12 protein-coding genes are annotated in these 22280 nt (G+C 41.7%); 11 read left to right on the top strand and 1 reads right to left on the bottom strand.

Translation table 11 applies throughout. From position 1 onward, the window contains the following. Positions 1-70: 70 nt before the first annotated feature. The 9 genes from GSY63_RS21790 (at position 71) to GSY63_RS21830 (ending at position 15621) form a co-directional block, all read left to right on the top strand. A complete protein-coding gene (locus tag GSY63_RS21790) occupies positions 71-1216 on the top strand; it encodes a methionine aminotransferase (protein ID WP_166587969.1) in 1146 nt (381 codons plus the stop codon). A gap of 53 nt (positions 1217-1269) precedes the next feature. Further along, complete coding sequence (locus tag GSY63_RS21795; protein ID WP_166587970.1) at positions 1270-2049, top strand: amidohydrolase; 780 nt, start codon at positions 1270-1272, stop codon at positions 2047-2049. A 63-nt stretch (positions 2050-2112) separates the two neighbouring features. After that, on the top strand, positions 2113-4707 hold the full coding sequence (locus tag GSY63_RS21800) for a phosphatidylglycerol lysyltransferase domain-containing protein (protein WP_208094631.1): 2595 nt from the start codon (positions 2113-2115) through the stop codon (positions 4705-4707). 39 nt (positions 4708-4746) lie between these two features. Then, the gene (locus GSY63_RS21805) at positions 4747-6180 is read left to right on the top strand and encodes a virulence factor family protein (protein WP_166587972.1); all 1434 of its coding nucleotides are present in this window, start codon (positions 4747-4749) and stop codon (positions 6178-6180) included. 79 nt (positions 6181-6259) lie between these two features. Continuing rightward, positions 6260-7534: a TolC family protein gene (locus GSY63_RS21810; RefSeq protein ID WP_166587973.1), complete on the top strand. Its 1275-nt coding sequence runs from the start codon at positions 6260-6262 to the stop codon at positions 7532-7534. 31 nt (positions 7535-7565) lie between these two features. Continuing rightward, on the top strand, positions 7566-8666 hold the full coding sequence (locus GSY63_RS21815) for an efflux RND transporter periplasmic adaptor subunit (protein WP_243749296.1): 1101 nt from the start codon (positions 7566-7568) through the stop codon (positions 8664-8666). 57 nt (positions 8667-8723) lie between these two features. Next, positions 8724-11843, top strand: coding sequence for an efflux RND transporter permease subunit (locus tag GSY63_RS21820; protein ID WP_166587974.1), 3120 nt, complete (start codon positions 8724-8726; stop codon positions 11841-11843). A 125-nt stretch (positions 11844-11968) separates the two neighbouring features. Further along, on the top strand, positions 11969-15007 hold the full coding sequence (locus GSY63_RS21825) for a GH92 family glycosyl hydrolase (RefSeq protein ID WP_166587975.1): 3039 nt from the start codon (positions 11969-11971) through the stop codon (positions 15005-15007). 71 nt (positions 15008-15078) lie between these two features. Further along, positions 15079-15621 (top strand): contractile injection system tape measure protein, encoded by a 543-nt coding sequence (locus GSY63_RS21830; protein ID WP_166587976.1) that lies wholly within the window; start codon positions 15079-15081, stop codon positions 15619-15621. A gap of 8 nt (positions 15622-15629) precedes the next feature. On the opposite strand, the gene GSY63_RS21835 is transcribed toward GSY63_RS21830, so the two are convergent. Beyond that, positions 15630-16511, bottom strand: coding sequence for a polyphosphate kinase 2 family protein (locus GSY63_RS21835; protein ID WP_166587977.1), 882 nt, complete (start codon positions 16509-16511; stop codon positions 15630-15632). Positions 16512-16616: 105 nt separating this feature from the next. On the opposite strand from GSY63_RS21835, the gene GSY63_RS21840 reads away from it, so the two are divergent. Further along, positions 16617-18941 carry a transglycosylase domain-containing protein gene (locus tag GSY63_RS21840; protein ID WP_166587978.1) on the top strand — a complete coding sequence of 775 codons (2325 nt, stop codon included), beginning with the start codon at positions 16617-16619 and terminating at the stop codon, positions 18939-18941. A gap of 43 nt (positions 18942-18984) precedes the next feature. Beyond that, the gene (locus GSY63_RS21845) at positions 18985-22185 is read left to right on the top strand and encodes a DPP IV N-terminal domain-containing protein (protein ID WP_166587979.1); all 3201 of its coding nucleotides are present in this window, start codon (positions 18985-18987) and stop codon (positions 22183-22185) included. Positions 22186-22280 lie beyond the last annotated feature (95 nt).

Here is a 22280-nt window from a genome sequence, read left to right on the forward strand (position 1 = left end):
TAAACAATTAAGAAACATTAGGTTCATAAATGTATACGTCTTCCTTCATTTTTACGTTAATTTGGCATACATGATACCAATAATATCTAAGCTTCCCCAAACACCGACCACCATATTTACCGTGATGTCGGCCCTGGCCAACGAGGTCGGCGCTATTAATTTATCGCAGGGTTTTCCCGACTATGAATGCTCGCCAATACTCACCGAACTGGTGCATAAAGCCATGAAAGATGGATTTAATCAGTATGCACCTATGCCGGGGTTATTAACACTGCGTGAGCAGATCAGCCATAAAACTGAAAAGCTTTATGGAGCCGTTTATGACCCCAATACAGAAGTTACTATTACCGCGGGCGGAACGCAGGCTATCTTCACAGCCATAAGCGCCATCATTCATCCAAACGATGAGGTTATCATATTTGAACCAGCCTACGATTGTTACTCACCTACTATTAAGTTAAACGGTGGTATCGTAAAATCGTTAGAGTTGCATCCGCCAGATTATCGCATTCAATGGGATATGGTCAAAAAACTCGTTAGCAATAAAACGCGGATGATCATTTTAAACTCGCCGCATAATCCTACGGCAACTATTCTTAACGAAGAAGATATTAAGCAATTAACAGATATTGTAAAAAACCGCGATATCATTATTCTTAGCGATGAGGTTTACGAGCATTTGGTTTTTGATGGTAATCAACACCTGAGCATGGCCCGTTACCCGGAGTTGCAGCAGCGTAGTTTTATTGTAGCATCCTTTGGAAAGCTGTTTCATACCACCGGGTGGAAGGTAGGTTATTGCCTCGCCCCCGCTTACTTAATGCAGGAGTTTAGAAAAATACATCAGTTTAATGTATTTAGTGTAAACACCCCAATGCAAGTAGCTGCTGCCGAATATTTAAAAGATGAGGACAGTTACTTAAGCTTGCCCGATTTCTTTCAGCAAAAGCGCGACTACTTTCGGGAGGGTTTAAAGCAAAGCAGATTTGATCTATTGCCTTGTGCCGGTTCATATTTTCAATCCGTTCGTTATCAAAATATAGCAGATGAGAAAGATAGTGAATTCGCTATTCGGGTAACTAAAGAAATAGGAGTTGCTGCCATTCCTGTTTCAGCCTTCTATTCGAGGGGAACCGACCACCAGGTGCTGCGCTTTTGCTTCGCAAAAAAACAGGAGACCTTAGATAAAGCCATCGAAAGATTAATAAAGCTTTAAGATTCAACCAATTTTTTACATAAATTATAAACATCTAGCCGAACTAAAACTTTATGGAGAACCTTAAAATAACCGTGTTTCAGGGACATCTTTTTTGGGAAAACGTTGAAAAAAACCTTCAAAATATAGGACTACGACTTGCCGGTATCCGCGAGAAGACCGACTTGATTATTCTACCCGAAATGTTCAATACGGGCTTTACCATGAATGCCGAAAAACTTGCTGAACCCATGTATGGTAAAACTATGCAATGGATGCAGGAAACAGCCCAAAAGTTTGGTGCCGTAATTACAGGTAGCCTTATTATAGCCGAAGGCGGCCACTATTATAACCGTTTAATATGGATGCGTCCCGATGGTACATATGCGCAATATGATAAACGTCATCTGTTTACGATGGCTAAAGAGCAGGAAACTTATACAGCCGGTCGCGAGAAACTAATTGTGGAACTAAATGGCTGGAAAATATGCCCCGTTATATGCTATGATTTGCGATTTCCGGTATGGTTACGTAATGTAGACACGGCCTATGATTTGATGATCATTGTGGCTAACTGGCCCGAAAAGCGATCGTTACACTGGCGTACGCTTATACCTGCACGCGCTATAGAAAACCTCGCATACGTTATTGGTGTTAACCGTGTAGGCTACGATGGTAATGAGGTATACCATTCGGGCGATTCGACGTGCATAGACCCAAGCGGCAATGTGCTATATTATAAACGAGACGAAGAAGATGTATATACCTTTACGGTGTCGGGAGATGAAGTAACTAGAGCCCGGCGCTATTTTCCGTTCCTAAAAGACGCCGACGCGTTTACTATGCCGGAATGATGTTTGATTGGCACTTCACTTTAACTTCATTCGCGTTCTTGAAAATTGCAATACGAACGAAGGATGAGGTTAAAGATGAAGGGCTATCAGGTACATTTAAAAAATAAAAACTTCTATTTTAAAGAGATACTTGGATTTCTCTTCCTTCTTTTTGCCGTCTATTTTATGCGGCACCAGTCGTACGAGCTTAAAAACATTGGCACAGTATTAAAGACCACGCAAACTAATTGGATACTAATTGGCCTCGGTGTCACACTATTCTACATAGCTACTCAAGCTTACATGTATATCTACAGTTTTCGTACTGTGGGTGCAAATATCGGGCTTTGGGATGGTACAAAGCTTTTCTTAAAACGCAACCTCATAAGCGTTTTCTTGCCCGGCGGCGGGGTTACTTCCCTGGCGTTCTTCACTAAGGAAATTGAGCAGCAGAAGATCAGCAAAACGCGTATCAATTTTGCCTCATACATTTATGGTTTTGTCGGCATTTTTACCGTATTTCTGGTAGCGATACCTGCTATGCTATGGCTGTTGCTAACGCACCAACAATTTGCCGGCGAATTATGGGCTTTCGTTGGCGTGAGTGTATTGCTTATCATATTAGCGTTGGCTACCTGGTCGCTTTTAAAACAAGGTATAGTTTTCAAGCTTGTTGCACGTTTCAGTCCTGAGATTGAGTTGGTTTGGAAAGAAATTATATCTGATAAATTTTCATACAAGGCTTTTATCCAAACAGTTCTAATTTCGCTGCTTATCGAATTTCAAGGGATATCACATTTACTTATTGCTATGGCTGCTATCGGTAAAGTACCATTGTTCGAAGCAGCTGCTGTTGGTTATATCATAGCCACCTTATTTCTAATCGTCTCCCCGTTTTTGCGCGGTATGGGCGCTATAGAGCTGTCGCTGATATTATTTTTAAAACACTACGGATTTACCACCAACGAGGCAGCCGCAATTACATTACTTTACCGCATGTTCGAGTTCTGGTTACCACTTGTAGCCGGGGTCTTTAGTTTCATATTTAACAAAGGCAATATCTTCCTGCGTATTTTCCCGGCTGTGTTGTTGTTTGGCCTTGGGCTAGTCAATATCATATCGGTACTTACACCTGCAATAAAATCGCGACTTCGATTAATTGTGGAATTTCTGCCGGTACAAACCATTTACATATCGAATTTCCTGGTGTTAATCATTGGCATACTGCTAATCGTTACATCTGCTTTTTTGATCAGGGGTTTGCGTAACGCATGGTATTTCGCACTGGCTTTGTGCGTGTTTTCATTAGTTGGCCATATAACCAAAGCCTTTGATTATGAGGAGGCGTTGATAGCTTTCTTTGTATTAATCGCCTTGTTGTTAACCCAAAAGCAATATTATATTCGCACCAACAGAAATTTGCAGAGTCTTAGCCTAGGTGCAGCTATATGGATATTTGCAGCAGTTACTATTTATGGCATTGTCGGTTTTTACTATCTCGATAAAAAGCATTTCGATGTAGACTTCACATTAGCCGCCTCTGTTCGCAATACTTTTGTCAACTTCATATTACTTAACTCCGATGGCCTGGTACCTCGTACCCGTTTTGCCAATTGGTTTTTATATTCCATTAACTTATTCGGAGTTACGGCTATTACGCTGGTCTTTTATGCTTTTATTAAACCTTACTTTCTGGAACGGGAAATTGACGCGACAGAACTGAACAAAGCACAGCAATTACTGGAAAAGTACGGCAATTCGCCGGTTGATTACTTTAAGACTTATGCCGATAAATTATTCTTCTTCTCTGAAGACCACGACGGTTTTTTAGCCTACCGGGTGGCAAATAATTTTGCCATTGTATTGGAAGAGCCGGTTTGTTTCAATAGTGTTGGTGTAAAGTCGTCCATCCTGCGCGAATTCGAAAAATTTTGTCAACAACAAGGCATTAAGGCCGCTTATTACCGTGTGGATGGGCTTAGTCTCGATTTGTTCGGTTACCTCGGCAAAAAATGGATGGTAATAGGCCAGGAAGCCATACTCGATTTAGATACTTTCTCCATGGAAGGAAAAGACCGCAAATCGATGCGTAACGCTGTAAACAGCATGCAAAAGAAGGGCTTTATCACCCAAATTTATGAGGCTCCGATAAAGGAGGGCCTGCTACAAAAACTAAAACTGGTAAGCGATGAGTGGCTGCAAAGCATGGAGCGCGAAGAGTTGGTTTTCTCTCAGGGTATGTTTGACTGGGAACAGTTGAAAAACCAAACCATCATCACCCTCGAAAACGAAGATGAAAAGGTACTCGCCTTTTTAAATATCATCCCCGACTATACCGCCGGCGAAGCAACTTACGACCTAATCAGGAAAACACCCGATGCACCGGGAGGCAATATGGACGTGCTTATTATCGAATTGATTAATTATTGCAAAAACAAAGGTTATCACTATTTGAATATGGGCCTCGCCCCTATGTCGGGTATCGAAAAAGCGCAGGACCTGCCGGAGCGTACCATTAAGTTTGCGTATGAAAAGATCCAGCAGTTTAGGCATTATCGTGGACTTCGTGATTTTAAAGAGAAGTTTGATCCGTTGTGGCGCAATAAATACCTCGTGTATGAAAATACTTACGACTTGTTGCAGTTGCCACTGGCGATTTCTAAAGTGATGAAACCGTAAAAAATTCGGATTTCGAATGTTCAATTTCGAATTTATAACATGAAGAAGATCATAAAAAGCTTAACGGTACCATTCGCTAAATTCATATTGATTATACTCTCATCTGCTTCATTCAACTACGCGCAAGCCAAATCTCAAGAAACCGATTCTATTCGTTATGGCGGTTTCGGCTATCTTCATTTATATAAACCAACGCAAGCTATAAATAACGTGATTATTTGCGTGTCCGGCGACGGCGGCTGGAATGAAGGTATCGAAAGTATTGCCTTAAAAATTAAATCGCCCAATACTTTATTAATCGGTGTTGATGTTCGTCGCGTACTAAAATATATGCGCGAGAGTAAATCCGCATGCTTATATCCCGCTGCTAACTTTGAGGAAATGAGCCAGTTTGTACAAAAGGAAATGGGATATAAAACTTACTTCACGCCCGTTTTGCTAGGTTATTCTTCTGGCGCAACATTAGTTTATGGTTTATTGGCGCAGGCCCCACAGAACACTTTTAGAGGGGCTATCGTATTTGGGTTTTGCCCCGATCTGGAAATTAATAAGCCGCTTTGCATTGGATCCGGAAAATTTGAGTGCATCAAAAGAAATGATAACAAAGGATATGATATTGGACCAACAAGTAATTTAAGTACGCCCTTTATATCCATGCAAGGTAATGTAGACCAGATATGCGACTATGCATTAACAGTTGCCTTTCTAAAAAAGGTATCTCATGCCCAGGTTATTTCTTTACCCAAAGTTGGCCATGGGTATACTGAAGATAAAAATTGGGTGCCGCAGTTTAAACAAGCTTACGCCCATTTGTTAACTACAACGCGGGACGTTCCTCCACCAAACGAAGCCAATATGAAGATTGATCTGCCTATTAAAGTAACCGAGGCCAGCGGGACAGCCACTTCTGACAAGATGGTTTTAATGATCTCTGGCGATGGCGGCTGGACTGGTTTCGACCAGCAAATTGCCTCCGAATTTGCATCGCACGGTGTGCCGGTCGTGGGGCTAAACTCGCTTAAATATTTCTGGATCAAGAAATCGCCTGAACAAACTGCACAGGATGTTCTCATGCTGATCGATAAATATTCTGTAACTTGGAAAAAAGAGAACATCGTACTGGTTGGTTATTCATTTGGGGCTGATGTAATGCCCTTTATTTACAATAGGTTACCGGAGAATATCAAAAACCGGATTCAGTACGTAGGCCTCCTTTCCCCTTCAAAAGACACAGATTTCGAAGTACATGTAAGTGATCTGCTAAATTTCGGCTCGTCGGATCGTGAATTAAAAGTACCAGCCGAAATAGAGAAAATGAATGCCCCTCATATTACCTGCTTCTTTGGCAAAGATGAGGAGGATGTGCCTGTAAATGAGCTACCAAAGCAAAGTTGCAGGGTAATAATTTTAGAGGGCGGACACCATTATGAAAATAGCTTTAATATCGTTTATAAGAGTATACTATTTCAATAAACGGTTCATTTAGTTATTACTTCATACAAAATTCATATCCGTTATTAAAATTTGTATCGATGAATAGGGAACAGAAACAATGCAAAACTTTAAGAAACTAACTTTAATTTTACCTGCTTTTACACTTATTACTTCACTAAACGCTAAGGCCCAGACAGATACGCTAAAGATAAATTTTCAGGATGCTGAAAAGCAATTTTTGCAAAACAACCTAAGCCTGGTTGCACAGAAGTATAACGTAGAATCTACAAAAGCACTCATTGATCAAGCCAAACTTTGGGACAACCCCACCCTTAGTACAGATCAAAACATTTGGGATGGTGGCACAAAAAAATTCTTTTATCATGCTAATGATAATGGTCAGGTGTTTTTACAATTAAGCCAGGTATTTACCACCGCAGGCAAACGCGGGAAGCAGGTACAGGTTGCTAAAGACAACGCTCAAATCCAGGAAGCTGAGTTTAACGATCTGATGCGTAACCTGCGTTACAATCTTCAGCTCGATTTTGGTCAGGTAGCTACGTTGGTGCAGCAAGGCCAGGTTTATCAGAAAGAGATTACAGCAGCAAATAACCTAGTTGACGCCACCCAGAAGACTTTCGATGCAGGAAACACCTCGATGAAGGATCTTATCCGTTTGAAAGCTCTTTTATTTGGGTTACAGAACGATATGGTAGAAAACTCGCGCCAAATCAATGAACTGCAAACCGAACTTAAAACATTGCTACGTGTTAAAGAAACCAGCTTTGTTTTACCGGTAGTAAATGATACACCAGTACAGGATGTTAATCTCGACGTGATGGCTTTAATTGAACAGGCCAAAACAAACCGTCCCGATTATTTATCTAACCAATACCAGTTAAAATCATCTACCCATAACCTGGCTTTGCAAAAAGCTATGGCTGCGCCAGATGTTACTATTGGTGGCTCGTTTGATAAAAATAGTAGTTATGCACGTAATTACTACGGTTTACAAATCGGTTTACCCCTGCCGGTTTTTAATCGCAATCAAGGCAATATCAAATCTGCTAAGTACGATGTAATGAGTCAGCAAGCCACATTACAGGATAACGAAGTTAGGTTACGCAATGACGTGGTACAGGCTATTAATCAGTACAAGTTAAACCAGCAACTGTTTAGCACACAGCAAACACAGTTTAATGAGCAGTACGATAAGCTTTTTAATGCCATGTCTACCAGCTTAAAGCAGCGTCAGATTGGTTTGGTGGAGTTTATCGATTTCTTCGATAGCTACAAAGACACCAAGCTTAAGATTTTGCAACAACAGTATAATCTGCAAAAATCTATTGCCGACCTCAACTTCGCCGTTGGTGTAACCGTGATTAAGCCTTAATTAATTTAAACTCGATAACAACAAACTATAAATGATGAAAACGAAAGCGTTAGTAACCGGCTTTGCCGCTTTAACGTTGCTGGCAGCATGCAAGCATAAAACCGAAGAGACTGTAGAAAGCAAACAGGTGTGTGTAAGCGACTCAATGGCTAAACAAATAACTATTGATACCGCTAAAACAGCCACCATGAAAGATGAATTAACACTTTCGGGCGAGGTTTCTTTTGATGATAACAACGTGGTTAAAGTGTTCCCTTTTTCGAGCGGACAGGTTATGGAAGTTAAAGTGTCGCTTGGCGATAGAGTAACGAAGGGCCAAACCCTTGCTGTAATACGCAGTGCGGATGTTGCCGGTAACTATACCGATTTAACCGCTACACAATCCGATCTGGCAATTGCTAAACGTCAGCTTTCGCAGGCGGAGTACCTTTATAAAAACGGTATCTCGAGTGAGCGCGACTATACCGAGGCTAAAGAAAACTATAATAAAGCAGTAGCTGCAAGTAGTAAAGTAAAAGATCAGATCGCTATTAATGGCGGTGGTAATACTAATGCGTCCGGCACGCTGGTGGTTAGAGCACCTCAAAGTGGCTATGTGGTAGAAAAGAATATCACTCAAGGCAGCTTTATCCGCCCGGATAACAGCGCCAGTTTGTTTACCATTTCAAATATGCAGGATGTTTGGATCTGGGCTAACGTTTTTGAATCTGACATTAGCAAAGTAAAAAAAGGTTATGCTGCTAAAGTAACTACAATAGCCTACCCTGGTAAAGTATTTACAGGTGTGGTTAACGAAGTAAGCTCGGTGCTTGATCCGGATAACAAGGTAATGAAGATAAAGGTTGTACTACCTAATCCTGATATGCTTTTAAAACCCGAAATGTTTACCAGCGTAACCATTACCAACAGCGATAACCAACAAGCTGTTGCTATCCCGGCTAAGGCAGTTGTGTTTGACAGCAGCAAAAATTATGTAGTGGTTTACAACAGCAAATGCGACCTCAAAGTGCGCGAAGTAAGCGTAATTAAAACTGTTGATGATGTTACGTATATCGGCTCGGGCTTAAAACCCGGCGATAAAGTGGTATCAAAAAACCAACTGATGTTATATGATGCGTTAACTGCCGAGTAACAGCTCGATAAGGCAGTTTATAAAGTTTAGTCGCTAATTATTACACTAATTTAAGCAATGAATAAATTCATTAAAGGCATCATACAATTCTCTCTGAAGAACCGCTACTTCATATTTTTTATGACGGCAGTAGTGGTTGCGTTAGGGGTATGGAGCTATAGCAATACACCTATTGAAACGTTTCCAGACGTTACCAATACACAGATCATCATCATAGCCCAATGGCCCGGTCGCAGTGCCGAGGAAGTGGAAAAGATGATCACTATTCCAATGGAGACAGTACTGAACTCAGTACAAAGCAAATCGAATTTGCGTACCACCTCTTCATTCGGGTTATCTTATATCCGTATTATTTTTGATGACGGGGTCGACGACGCCTTCGCACGTCAGCAAGTATTGAGCCGTTTAAGTAATGCCGATCTTCCGGACGGCGTTAAGCCGGAAGTTGAGCCACCTTACGGCCCAACCGGCGAGATCTACCGTTACACCCTAAAGAGTAAAACCAAATCATTGCATGAGCTTACTGCCATACAAGATTGGGTGCTCGATCGTCAATTTAAAGCTATACCCGGCGTAGCCGATGTTAACAGCTTTGGTGGTGAGGAAAAAACCTACGAAGTAAGTGTTAACCCTGCCCTGCTACGTAAATATGAGCTGACTTCGTTAGATGTCTTTAACGCTATTAACAGAAGTAACATTAACGTAGGCGGCGATGTAATTGAGAAAAACGATCAGGCTTATGTAGTACGAGGTATCGGTTTGATCAATAATATCGATGAGATCTCCAATATCATTATTAAAAACGTAAACAACGTACCGATACTAGCCAAAGATGTTGCCGAAATTAAAGAAAGCGGGCTACCGCGATTAGGCCAGGTAGGTCGCGATAAGCAAAACGATGTTATAGAAGGTATCGTGGTTATGCGTAAAGGTGAAAACCCTGCCGAAGTACTGGAACGTGTACGCGACAAGGTGAAAGACCTTAACGAGAACATACTACCTAAGGATGTAAAGATCGATACTTTTTACGATCGTACCACCCTGATGGAGTTCTGTACTGAAACTGTTATCCATAACCTTTGCGAAGGTATAGTACTGGTAACCGTTATCGTATTCCTCTTTATGGCCGACTGGCGCACTACTTTAACGGTAACGCTTGTTATCCCATTAGCACTGCTATTTGCCTTTATCTGTTTGCGCTTAAAAGGCATGAGTGCCAACTTGCTATCAATGGGCGCAGTCGATTTTGGTATCATAGTCGACGGGGCTGTGGTAATGGTTGAGGGTATCTTCGTTGCGCTAGATCACCGTGCGCATGAGGTTGGCATGGAGAAATTTAATAAGCTGGCTAAACTAAGCCTGTTTAAAAACGTGGGTACAGAAATGGGTAAAGCCATTTTCTTCTCCAAAGTAATTATCCTTACCTGTTTGGTGCCAATCTTCGCTTTCCAGAAAGTAGAAGGCAAAATGTTCTCGCCATTGGCTTACACCCTTGGTTTTGCATTAATTGGTGCATTAATTTTCACGCTAACGTTGGTACCTGCCCTATCGAGCATATTGCTGAACAAAAACGTAAAAGAGAAACACAACCCTGTGGTGTTATTCTTTGAAAACGGCGTACGCCGCATGTTTAACTTTACCTATAAAAACCAGAAACTAAGCCTTATCATATCACTGGTGTTTATGGTGTTAACTTTTGGTTCTGCCAAGTTGTTGGGTACAGAATTCTTACCTCAGCTTAATGAGGGTGCTCTTTGGGTAACCGCGCAGTTGCCAATGAGTACCTCGTTAGAGAGCTCGGTAAACGTTACCAATAAGATGCGTGCTATACTGGCCACATATCCCGAGGTTAAGCAAACCCTTTCACAAGTTGGCCGTACTAACGATGGTACCGATCCTAAAGGTTTCTTTAACGTACAGATTCAGGTGGATTTATTGCCTAAAAAACAATGGAAACGTAATATAACCGAAGAAGAGCTGATTGCCGATATGTATAAGAAGCTGAGTGAGTACCCGGGTATTATTTACAACTTCTCGCAACCGATCAGTGATAACGTTGCCGAGGCTGTTGCGGGTGTACCTGCTTCGATGGCGGTTAAAATATTCGGACCAGACTTTGAGGTGCTCGACCATAAAGCCAATGCTGTTATGGATGTGCTGAAAAAAATCCAGGGTGTTGAAGACTTAGGTGTACTGCGTAACCTTGGGCAACCAGAATTCCGTATCGAGCTAGATCAACGCAAAATGGCGCTTTATGGTGTATCAACTGCCGATGCCAATGCTGTTATCGAGATGGCAATAGGCGGTAAAGCCGCAACCCAATTATATGAAGGCGAGCGTAAATTTGACATCCGCATTCGTTATCAGAAAGACTCACGCGATACCCAGGAAAAGATTGAAAACCTGATGGTGCCTACGCTTAATGGTTCGAAAATCTCGATCAAAGAGATTTCTACCATTAAAACCTTAACCGGTCCTGCGTTTATTTATCGCGATAACAACATGCGTTATATAGCCGTAAAATTCTCGGTACGTGGCCGCGACTTAGGTAGCACTATTGCCGAAGCTCAACAAAAAGTTGGCGCCGCTGTAAAATTAGATCATGGCTACAGCTTTACTTGGAACGGTGAGTTTGAAAATCAGATCCGCGCGTCTAAGACATTATCGCGTGTGGTACCTATCTGTTTACTGGTAATCTTCCTGATCTTGTTTATGACTTTCGGTAACGCTAAAGATGCCTTCCTGGTAATCCTCAACGTGCCATTTGCTTTGATCGGTGGAATTTTGGCCTTGCACATTACCGGCATCAACTTCAGTATATCTGCAGGTATTGGTTTTATAGCCCTGTTTGGGGTGTGTATCCAAAATGGTGTGATCCTGATCTCTGTATTCCGCAAAAACCTGCATGAGGGTATGCCGTTAGACAAGGCTATCCTTGATGGTGTAATATCACGTGTACGCCCGGTTGTAATGACCGCGCTAATGGCCGCTATAGGTTTAATGCCGGCTGCGGTATCAACCGGTATTGGTTCAGAAACGCAGAAGCCTTTGGCCATTGTGGTTATTGGAGGCTTAGTTACCTCAACCATACTTACTTTGCTAATACTCCCTATTATTTACGCAATTGTATATCGCATTATACACAGGCGCGAAAAAAGGAAGCTATCAACCCGATAAAAGAAACTGTTAACTACTGACTATTGACTGATAACCCCAACGTCCCGCATGTATTTGCGGGGCGTTTTTTATTGGTACGTAACCGTAATTTATTAATTTGCGTATTGTTATTGTAAACCCTACTAATGCATTTAAATAAATTGAGATTATTGAAGCCGCTTTTCTTGCTGCTTGCACTGTCATATATAACTAACGTATCTGCCCAAAAGAAAAAGGATTACACGCTTCTGGTTAACCCTTTTATAGGTACCGGCGGGCATGGCCACACCTACCCCGGCGCGGTTGTTCCATTTGGCATGGTACAGTTGAGCCCCGATACCCGCCTGGAGGGTTGGGACGGTTGCTCAGGATATCACTATACCGATACCGTGGTTTACGGGTTTTCGCATACCCATTTAAGTGGCACAGGCGTTGCCGACTATTGCGACGTATTGTTTATGCCAACCACTGGCGAACCGAAGTTTTTAAATACGGAGTACAGTTCGGGATTTAAGAAGAAGAATGAGATCGCAACGCCAGGTTATTATAAAACGGTACTGGATAAATATGGTGTAATTGCGGAACTTACTGCTACGACACGCGTGGGTGTGCACCGTTATACTTTCCCAAGTACGCCAGAAGCCAATATTATTATCGATCTGAAACATCGCGACGAAGTCCTGGATTCATGGATAGAGGTTGTTAATGATCATGAAATCCGCGGATTCCGACAATCTAAATCCTGGGCGCAAAATCAATATGTTTATTTCTATGCCAAATTCTCAAAGCCTTTCAAAACATATGGTATTGCTTTAAACGACGTTTTACAGACAGATAAGCAAAAGGCAGAGGGCAAGAACGTAAAAATGTTTATCCAATTTGATGACCCTAAAGAGGTCATCGCAAAAGTTGGTATCTCATCAGTAAGTGCCGAAGGCGCATTAAAAAACCTTGATGCCGAGGTATCTGACTTCGATTTTAAAACCGTGCAAAAGGCAGCTAAGACAGAATGGATGAATGCACTCGCTAAAATTGAGGTAGAAGGCGGCGCACCAAGCATTCAGACCCAACAACAGCAAAATGCCACTTATAATCCCTATGGGTCAAACACACGTACCAAAAGACAAACCCCTCCTGTTGATTATGTAAAACAAAAACAAACGATATTTTACACGGCCCTGTACCATACCATGCTGGCACCAAACGTTTATAACGATGTAGACGGTCAGTATCGCGGTATGGATCAAAAGGTACACACGGCAGAAGATTTTAACTATTATACAGTGTTCTCGCTATGGGACACGTTCAGAGCTGAACACCCTTTATTTACATTGATAGATCGTAAACGCACACTCGATTTTATCAAGAGCTTTTTAGCAATGTACGATCAAGGTGGGTTGTTACCGATATGGCCTTTGGCATCAAACGAAACTTATTGTATGATCGGCAATCACGCTATCCCCGTTATTGTTGATGCATATGCTAAAGGCATAAGAGACTTTGATGCTGAAAAAGCCTTTACAGCCATGAAAGCTGCGGTAAATCGCAATCAATTTGGCTTAGATTCTTATCGTAAAAACGGGGCTGTGCTGGTTGATGATGAACACGAATCTGTTTCCAAAACATTGGAGTACGCTTATGACGATTGGTGTATTGCCCAAATGGCCAAGATGATGAACAAGGAAGCCGACTATCACCAGTTTATTCAGCGAGCGCAGTATTGGAAGAATGTTTATAACAATCAAAACGGTTTTATGCAAGGCCGCACTAATGGTGGTTGGTTTGAGCCATTTAAAGCCACAGACGTTAATAACAACTATACTGAAGGTAACTCCTGGCAATACTCATTCCTCGTGCCGCAGGATGTGGAGGGATTAATGAACCGAATGGGCGGCAAAGAAGCATTTGAATCTAAGCTTGATGAACTGTTTACCACTGCTGATCAGATTACTGGTCGCAAGCAGGATGATATTAGCGGATTGATTGGCCAGTACGCGCATGGTAACGAGCCGAGTCACCACATGGCTTACCTATACAATTTTACCGACGATCCGAGCAAAACACAACGTTACCTGGGGCGCATCATGAACGAGCTTTACAGCAACAATCCGGATGGCTTGGCTGGTAATGAAGATTGCGGGCAAATGTCAGCCTGGTATGTAATGAGTTCACTGGGTTTATATAACATCGCACCCGGGCAACAACAATTTCAAATCGGGCTACCACAGTTTGACAAGGCGGTAATTAACTTCGAGAACGGCAAGAAATTTACCATCATCAATACGAGCGCAGGCATGAGCCGCGGTAATTTCTACCTTCAGGGAATGAACCTTGGCAAATCGCCTTACAACAAACTATACATTAATTACGATGACATAGCGAAAGGCAACGAGTTTGAAATTTTCACAGGCCGCTTACCTAACAAGTTATTCATACAGGATTTGGAGCACCCAACCTCCAAAATAATCGATGATCAGATAGTGTCGAACCCCTATTTTACGGTATCGTCAAAGATCTTCTATCAACCTTTCAGCCTCGAAATTAAATGTGCCGAAAGCGATGCAAAGATCTATTATACTTTAGACGGCAGTACGCCAACTATCTCATCTACTCTGTATAACAAACCATTCCTCATTTCGTCTACAACAAATATTAAAGCCATCGCCGTTAAGAATGGCAAAACGAGCTTTGTAAACTCTGGTACCTTTAGTAAAATGCGCGACGACCTGAAGTTAAAGCTCAATACCCACTACCTCTCAAATTACGCAGCCGAAGGCGATATTTCGCTTATAGATGGCCTAAGGGGTAAAACTGACTGGCGTTTGGGTAACTGGCAAGGCTATCAGGGAAGCGATTTAGATGCGGTAATCGATCTGCAAAACAAAAAATATGTGAAGCAAGTAACGCTATCCACACTGCAAGACACTCGTGCATGGATCATCTTCCCTAAAGCGGTGCAGGTCTTAATATCTGATGATGGGAAAAACTTCAAACCCGTTGCAACAGTTAACACCAAGGTGAAAGCTGATGACCTGACTGTGCAGACGCAAAATTTTTCGGTACCAATTGGCATAAGTACCCGGTATATAAAAGTGGTAGCCAAACAATACGGCCCGCTCCCCGACTGGCACGAAAGCAAAGGTAACCCGTCGTATATTTTTGCCGATGAAATAATTGTAGAATAAGCATCAAAGCAGAAATCACAGCGATTTGCTATTTTTTATAATTCATAAGCCTAAATCAAAACCTCAATAAGATGTTATCCGAAAAACAAAACAATAGTGTTATTAATAAAGGTGGAATTTCAGTTAAAAATGCTGGTATAGTATTATTAAATACCTATATACCAATGCTTTTTGAGCGCTTAAACCTCATGGCGGATAAGAAGTTTTTAAATACGGATAACCAAACGGCTGCCGTACAATATTTGCAATATGTAATAACCGGGTTAACAAGTACCGAAGAAATATTTTTACCACTAAACAAAGTGCTTTGCGGCTTACCACTATCCGCATCAGTACCCGAAGAGATTAATTTATCCGATAATGAAGCTAGTTTAATATCCGGACTTATCGATGCAGTTATTAGTCACTGGCCTGCAATAGGAGATTCTTCAATTGATGGCTTTAGAGGCAATTGGTTGGTGAGAAACGGTCTCCTACTTGAACAGAACGAAAGATGGGAACTTATCGTCGAAAAACGGGCCTATGATATACTTATCAATAGGTCGCCGTTTTCATTCTCAATTATTAAGTATCCATGGATGGATAAACCACTTCATGTCCAATGGCCTTATTAGGCCATAGTTTATTTTTCTGCCTCTAACATAGTTCTGATCTCAGCAAACTTTTTGGTTTCATCATCGGATAATACCGGATCTTTCAGATCAAGTTGCTTCATTGTTTCTAAAATAATAGTGGAGATAGCGATACGCGTAAACCATTTTTTATCCGCTGGGATAATATACCACGGTGCTTCATCGGTGGCAGTTATGTTAATTGCATCTTCGTAGGCTTTTTGATAATCTTTCCAATAACTGCGTTCTTTTACATCGGCCGATGAAAATTTCCAGTTTTTAGCTGGAGTATCTAATCTTTTTAGAAAACGCTCTTTTTGTTCATCTTTAGAAAGATGCAGAAAGAACTTGATAATCTTGGTGCCATTACGGCTTAGGTGCTTCTCAAAATCTTTAATGCTCTTGTAGCGCCCCTTCCAAAAGTCGTCGGTAATATCCTCAACGCTTTCAATACCGGGAATACGCTCACCCAATATAATTTCCGGATGCACTTTAGTAATTAGCACATTTTCGTAATGCGATCGGTTATGAATACCAATTCGACCGCGCTCGGGCAAAGCTTTATAATGTCGCCATAAAAAATCGTGATCAAGCTCTTCGGTGTTTGGTTGCTTAAAGCTGAACACCTGGCAGCCTTGCGGATTTAAACCCGACATGGTGTGCGCAATGGCTCCATCCTTGCCCGCCGCGTCCATCGCCTGAAAAATGATGAGTACCGAATAACGGTTGGCAGCATACAGTCGTGTTTGTAGAGCTGAAGTTTCTTTAATTAATGCGGTAAGGGTTTCCTCCGCATCATCTTTCTTATAGTCAGCAGTGTAATTGGTATCGTAATCGTCAAGCGATATTTGTTTATCGCCGGTTATTTTAAATTGCTCTATTATATTAGCCATGTGTTAAAAAGTTAAGTATTTTAAGTAAAATTTCGTGGTTATAATTACGTTGTTAATATTTGTTAACCACTATGAAATAGTGGCATAAATTCACATCTTTACCCAATGTTCAAACGTATAAACAACATATACCTCCGTAGTTTTGTAATTTTTATATATTTTGTAATTATTTTCTTCTGTGCCATTGAATTGAACTTCTTATGGCTGTTCGGGTACTCGCCTGACATGCAGGATATTAAAACACCTACCATGTCCGTAGCCTCCGAAGTTTACTCGGCCGATGGTAAATTATTAGGTCGTTATTACAAAGAAAACCGCTCTCCTGTCGAATTTAAAGATATATCGCCCAATCTGATCAATGCCTTGGTAGCAACTGAAGATGCACGTTTTTACAAGCATCATGGTGTCGACTTCTTTTCGTTTTTTACAAGCGTAGTTTCAACTGCAAAAGGCGATAAACGGGGTGGCAGTACTATTACCCAACAGCTGGCCAAAAACCTTTTTCAAACACGTAAACGTAAGTCGCAGGGCTTTATAAAGCATATTCCGGTATTCCGCACCATTGTTTATAAATGTAAGGAATGGCTTACGGCATTTAAAATAGAACACCTTTATACCAAGCAACAAATACTTACCATGTATTTTAATACCGTGCCTTTCGGTAATAATTCATTCGGTATAAAAACGGCCACGCTTAAATATTTTAACAAAAACCCTAACCAGGTTAATCCCGCACAAGCGGCTATGTTAATAGGTATGCTTAAAGGTACGTCAGTATACAACCCTATCCGCTACCCGCAGCGTGCGCTCGAAAGGCGCAACACCGTTTTGGGGCAAATGCAGAAGTATAATTACATTACTAAGGCCATTTACGACGAAAATTCGCACTTGCCGCTAAATCTCGATTTAAGTTATGTAGAAAACGATTCGCAAGGAGATTCATACATCCGCCATGCTGTTGAGAAATGGCTCGACAAGTGGCTGAAAGCCAATGATTACGATCTGTATGAAGACGGTCTTAAGATTTACACCACCATTGATTCCCGTTTGCAACAATTTGCCGAAGAAGCTGTAAACGAGAAGATGAGAATGCTGCAAAGGCGCTTTTACAGCATTTGGGGAAAGAAGGCACCTTGGCGAGATTCTAAAGGTGTAGAGATCAAAGATTTTATCTTGAAGGCGGAGCAAAAGCTGCCAATTTATGATTTGCTTGATAAAAAATATAAAGGTGATACGGTGCAAATACAGGCATATTTCAAAAAGCCTAAAAAGATGACTGTATTTGCCTGGGGCGGCGATCGCGACACTACCCTATCCAGCGCAGATTCATTAAAATATTATGCCAAAATATTGAATACTGGTATGATGACCATTGAGCCGAGTACTGGTAAAATTAAAGTTTGGGTTGGTGGTATCGACTATAAGCATTTTAATTTTGATCACGTAAATCAGTCAAAGCGTCAGGCGGGCTCTACATTTAAACCATTTGCTTATTTAACGGCTTTAGATAATGGTTATACCCCATGCGATAAGTTTACCGATAAACCGGTTTCTATCAGTTATATGGATAATGGCAAACCTGATGTTTGGGCACCAAACAACGCTGATTTCCATTTCTCTTACCGTGAAATGTCTTTACGTTGGGCTATGGGTAAATCGGTTAACTCGATTACCGCACAACTGACCGAAAAGGTTGGTTGGGATAAAGTTGTTGAGTATGCCCATAAATGCGGTATCGAAAGCCCGCTTAAATCTGTACCTTCTGTTTCATTGGGATCTAACGATGTTTCTGTTTATGAAATGGTGCGTGCTTACAGTACTTTTTTAAACCGAGGCAACAAAATCGATCCTTTGCTCGTAACTAAGATTACAGATAACAATGGAGGCCTGTTGGAAGAATTTACATTGAAGACCGAAAAAGTATTGAGTGAAGAAACCGCATGGTTAATGTTATACATGTTCCGTGGTGGTATGGAAGAACCTGGAGGTACTTCACAAGCTCTTTGGGAGTATCCTGGTCTATGGAAAAAGGCAAGCAACCAAATTGGTGGTAAAACCGGTACTTCTTCAGACTACGTGGACGGCTGGTATATGGGCATTACAAAAGATTTAGTGACTGGTATTTGGGTGGGTGCGGATGATCGCAGTGTACATTTCAACACATCGGAAAGTGGCGAAGGTTCACATACTGCCTTGCCAATATTCGGTCGTTTTATGGAAAAGGTTTATGCTGATCCAAAGAGCGGATATCAACCTGGTTCATTTCCAAAACCATGGAGCAAGATCACTAAAGACTATAATTGCCCGTCTCCGCATATTTCGGAAGATACTACATCGGCAGATACATTGTCAGCACCAGTTGATACTACATTGGCGGTACCGCAGCCGGCTACAACAGAACCGACTTCTGCGCCTCCGACTACGAATTAATAAACTGAATTGTTAAATTTAACAAACGTTAGCTTGCTGATATATGCGTAAACTATACCCCTGGTTAAATAAATTCAATCGTACAGCCATAGTCGTTCTTTGTTTGTTATTTGCTTTACTTGGTACCCAGAAAGCGAATGCGCAGTATTTCGGCCAAAACAAGGTGCGATATAAAAATTTAAAGTTTAAGGTTTACAAGACCCCGCATTTCGAGATCTATTATTACATGAAAAATGATAGTCTTGTAAAGCGTTTTGCCCAGGAAAGCGAACTATGGTACACCTTACATCAACAGGTTTTCAGAGATACATTTCGCAAGGCAAATCCGATTATTCTATACGCAAATCACCCCGATTTCCAACAGACAACGGCAATTGACGGCGAGATTAGTGTAGGTACCGGCGGTGTTACCGAAGGTTTAAAAAACCGGGTAGTGATGCCTATCATGGAAACTAACCAAACTACGCGGCACGTTATCGGTCACGAGTTGGTTCACGCGTTTCAATACCATTCGCTTTTAACAAGTGATACGGCCAGTTTGGCCAGCATCGGCAATTTACCTTTATGGATGATTGAGGGTATGGCGGAATACCTTTCCCTGGGTAAAAAAGACGCATATACGGCTATGTGGATGCGCGATGCCTATCTGAACCACGATATTCCTTCGGTTCGCGATCTTACCGAAAGCACTAAGTATTTCCCTTATCGTTATGGGGAAGCTTTTTGGTCCTTTCTGGGTTCTACTTATGGCGATACCATCATTGTTCCGTTCTTTAAAAATACAGCCCGTTTTGGGTTAGAGTATGGTATAAGGCGCACTTTTGGTTATGATGACAAAACGCTCTCCAAACTGTGGAAAAACTCAATAGAAGCTACTTATAAACCATACTTAAAAGATACAACACAAACGCCTGTAGGTAAGCGCATTATCGATAACAAAAATGCGGGGGAAATGAACGTTGCCCCGGCTGTTAGTCCGGATGGCAAATACCTGGCTTTCTTGTCGGAAAAAGATCTCTTTACGGTTGACCTTTATCTCGCGGATGCCAGGACTGGGCGAGTCATAAAGAAACTCACCAGCAAGGTGTCTAACACACATATAGATGAGTTCAATTTCATAGAATCGGCGGGAGCTTGGTCTCCCGATGGCAAAAAGTTTGCGTTCAGCGTATTCAATAGTGGCCGGAATCGTATGCTTATCGTAAGCGTACCAAATGGGCGTGTGCTGAAAGATATTTCTATGGGGAAAGTTGAGCAGTTTAGTAATCTGTCCTGGTCTCCTAATGGTAAAGAAATTGTGTTTCAGGGTATGTCTGAGGGGCAGGGAGATTTGTACACCTACAATCTTGAAACCAAAAAAGAGACACAACTTACTAACGACAAGTATTCAGATTATCAGCCGAGCTTTTCGCGCGATGGAAAAAAGATCATCTTCTCTTCCGACCGCAGTACTTACGACGAATCCCTAAGCCAGGAAATTACCTTCAACCTCGCTGAACTAGATCTGGCAACCGGAAAAGTAACCGATCTTAAAGTATTTAACGGCGCTAATAATCTTAACCCTCAATACTCCGCAGACGGCTCACAGGTTTATTTCCTGTCTAATAAAGACGGCTTCCGCAATATGTATCGTTATACACTGGCTACGGGCAAAACCGAGCAAATGACAGACCTGTTTACAGGCATTAGCGGTATTACCGAATACTCGCCGGCGTTGAGCGTTTCTAGTAATGACGATATTGTTTATTCTTACTATCGTGCACAGAAGTATGCTTTATATAATGCCAAGGCAGCAGATTTCAAACCAACAGTGGTTGATCCTGGTATTACTAATTTCGACGCTGCCTTATTGCCTCCGCCACGTGCCGTTGGTGTAGATCTGATTAATGCCAACTTGAATAACTTTCTGGCTTATCAGCGTATTCCAACGGATTCTATAAAAAACACGCCATATCGACCGCAATTTAAGCTCGATTATTTGGCTAGTAGCGGTGTTGGCGTAGGCGTGAGTACTTATGGCGCAGGTTTGGCAAGTGGCATACAGGGCGTATTTAGCGATATATTGGGGCGTAATCAAATCTTTGCCGGCGCCTCTGTTAATGGAGAGATTTATGATTTTGGTGCCCAGGTTGCCTATATAAACCAGCAAGGTCGTTGGAATATAGGTGGCTCGATCTCACATATTCCTTATCAGTACGCCAACTATAACCTTGTGCCTTCTACCTATAATTACAAGGGTAAGAATATTCCGGTGTTGGAAGAGCGTTATGATATCATTCGCATTTTTCAAGACCAGGCAACGATATTTACCTCCTACCCGCTCTCGAAGGTTACCCGGATGGAATTTGGTACCGGTATTTCGAGGTATAATTATCGTGTAGATAGATATAGTACGTATTATGACACCACCAATTTTCAGCCAATAAACACCGAGAAGCATCACATCTCTCGTTCAGAATACGAAGCCGATCCTTATAACAACGGCATCAGCCTGCAGCCATTTACCATTATGCAGGTAAATACAGCTCTTGTAGGCGACAATTCTTACTTTGGCATAGCCTCACCGTTAAACGGCTACAGATATCGCCTGCAGGCAGAATATGACTTTGGCTCGGCACATTATTTTGCCCCAAGTATTGATGTAAGGAAGTACGAACGCCTTAGTCCGATTACACTTGCGGCGCGATTTTACGCCTACGGTCGACTTGGCGATACTAAGAATTTGCTTTACCCAATGTTTATCGGGTACCCTTTCCTGATTCGCGGTTACGAGTACAATAGTTTTTATAACAGCAATAAGGTAAGCACCAACGGTTTTACTGTTGATCAGTTGTCAGGTAATCGTATTGCAGTGGCTAACTTCGAGATCAGGTTACCATTTACCGGACCAGAGAAGTTATCGCAAATAAAATCAAAGTTCTTCTTCTCAGAACTGAATCTGTTCTTTGATGCCGGGTTAGCGTGGAACGCCGGTAACCAGATCAAATTTCAGAAAACACCGGATATTATTGGCACGGCAGATGTAAAAGATGCAAACGGAAACCCCATATTGGGTTCTAACGGACAGCCGGTTACGGCACCTGTATACAATACCAACCAACGGGTACCGGCATTGAGTGCTGGCGTTTCTCTGCGTGTTAACTTATTCGGTTTCTTTGTGTTAGAGCCTTACCTGGCGATGCCATTTAATCGTAATGATGTTAAAAAGCCCGTATTTGGCCTCGGTTTCACACCTGGATGGTAATAAGATCTTTACTCCAAATAAAAATAGCGGCTTATAGCCGCTATTTTTATTTAAAACAACCTGTATGGTAAATAGTTAAGTATCTATCATTACAA

Origin of the sequence: Mucilaginibacter agri, from assembly GCF_009928685.1 — a bacterium.
In the GTDB taxonomy this organism is placed as follows: Bacteria; Bacteroidota; Bacteroidia; order Sphingobacteriales; family Sphingobacteriaceae; genus Mucilaginibacter; species Mucilaginibacter agri.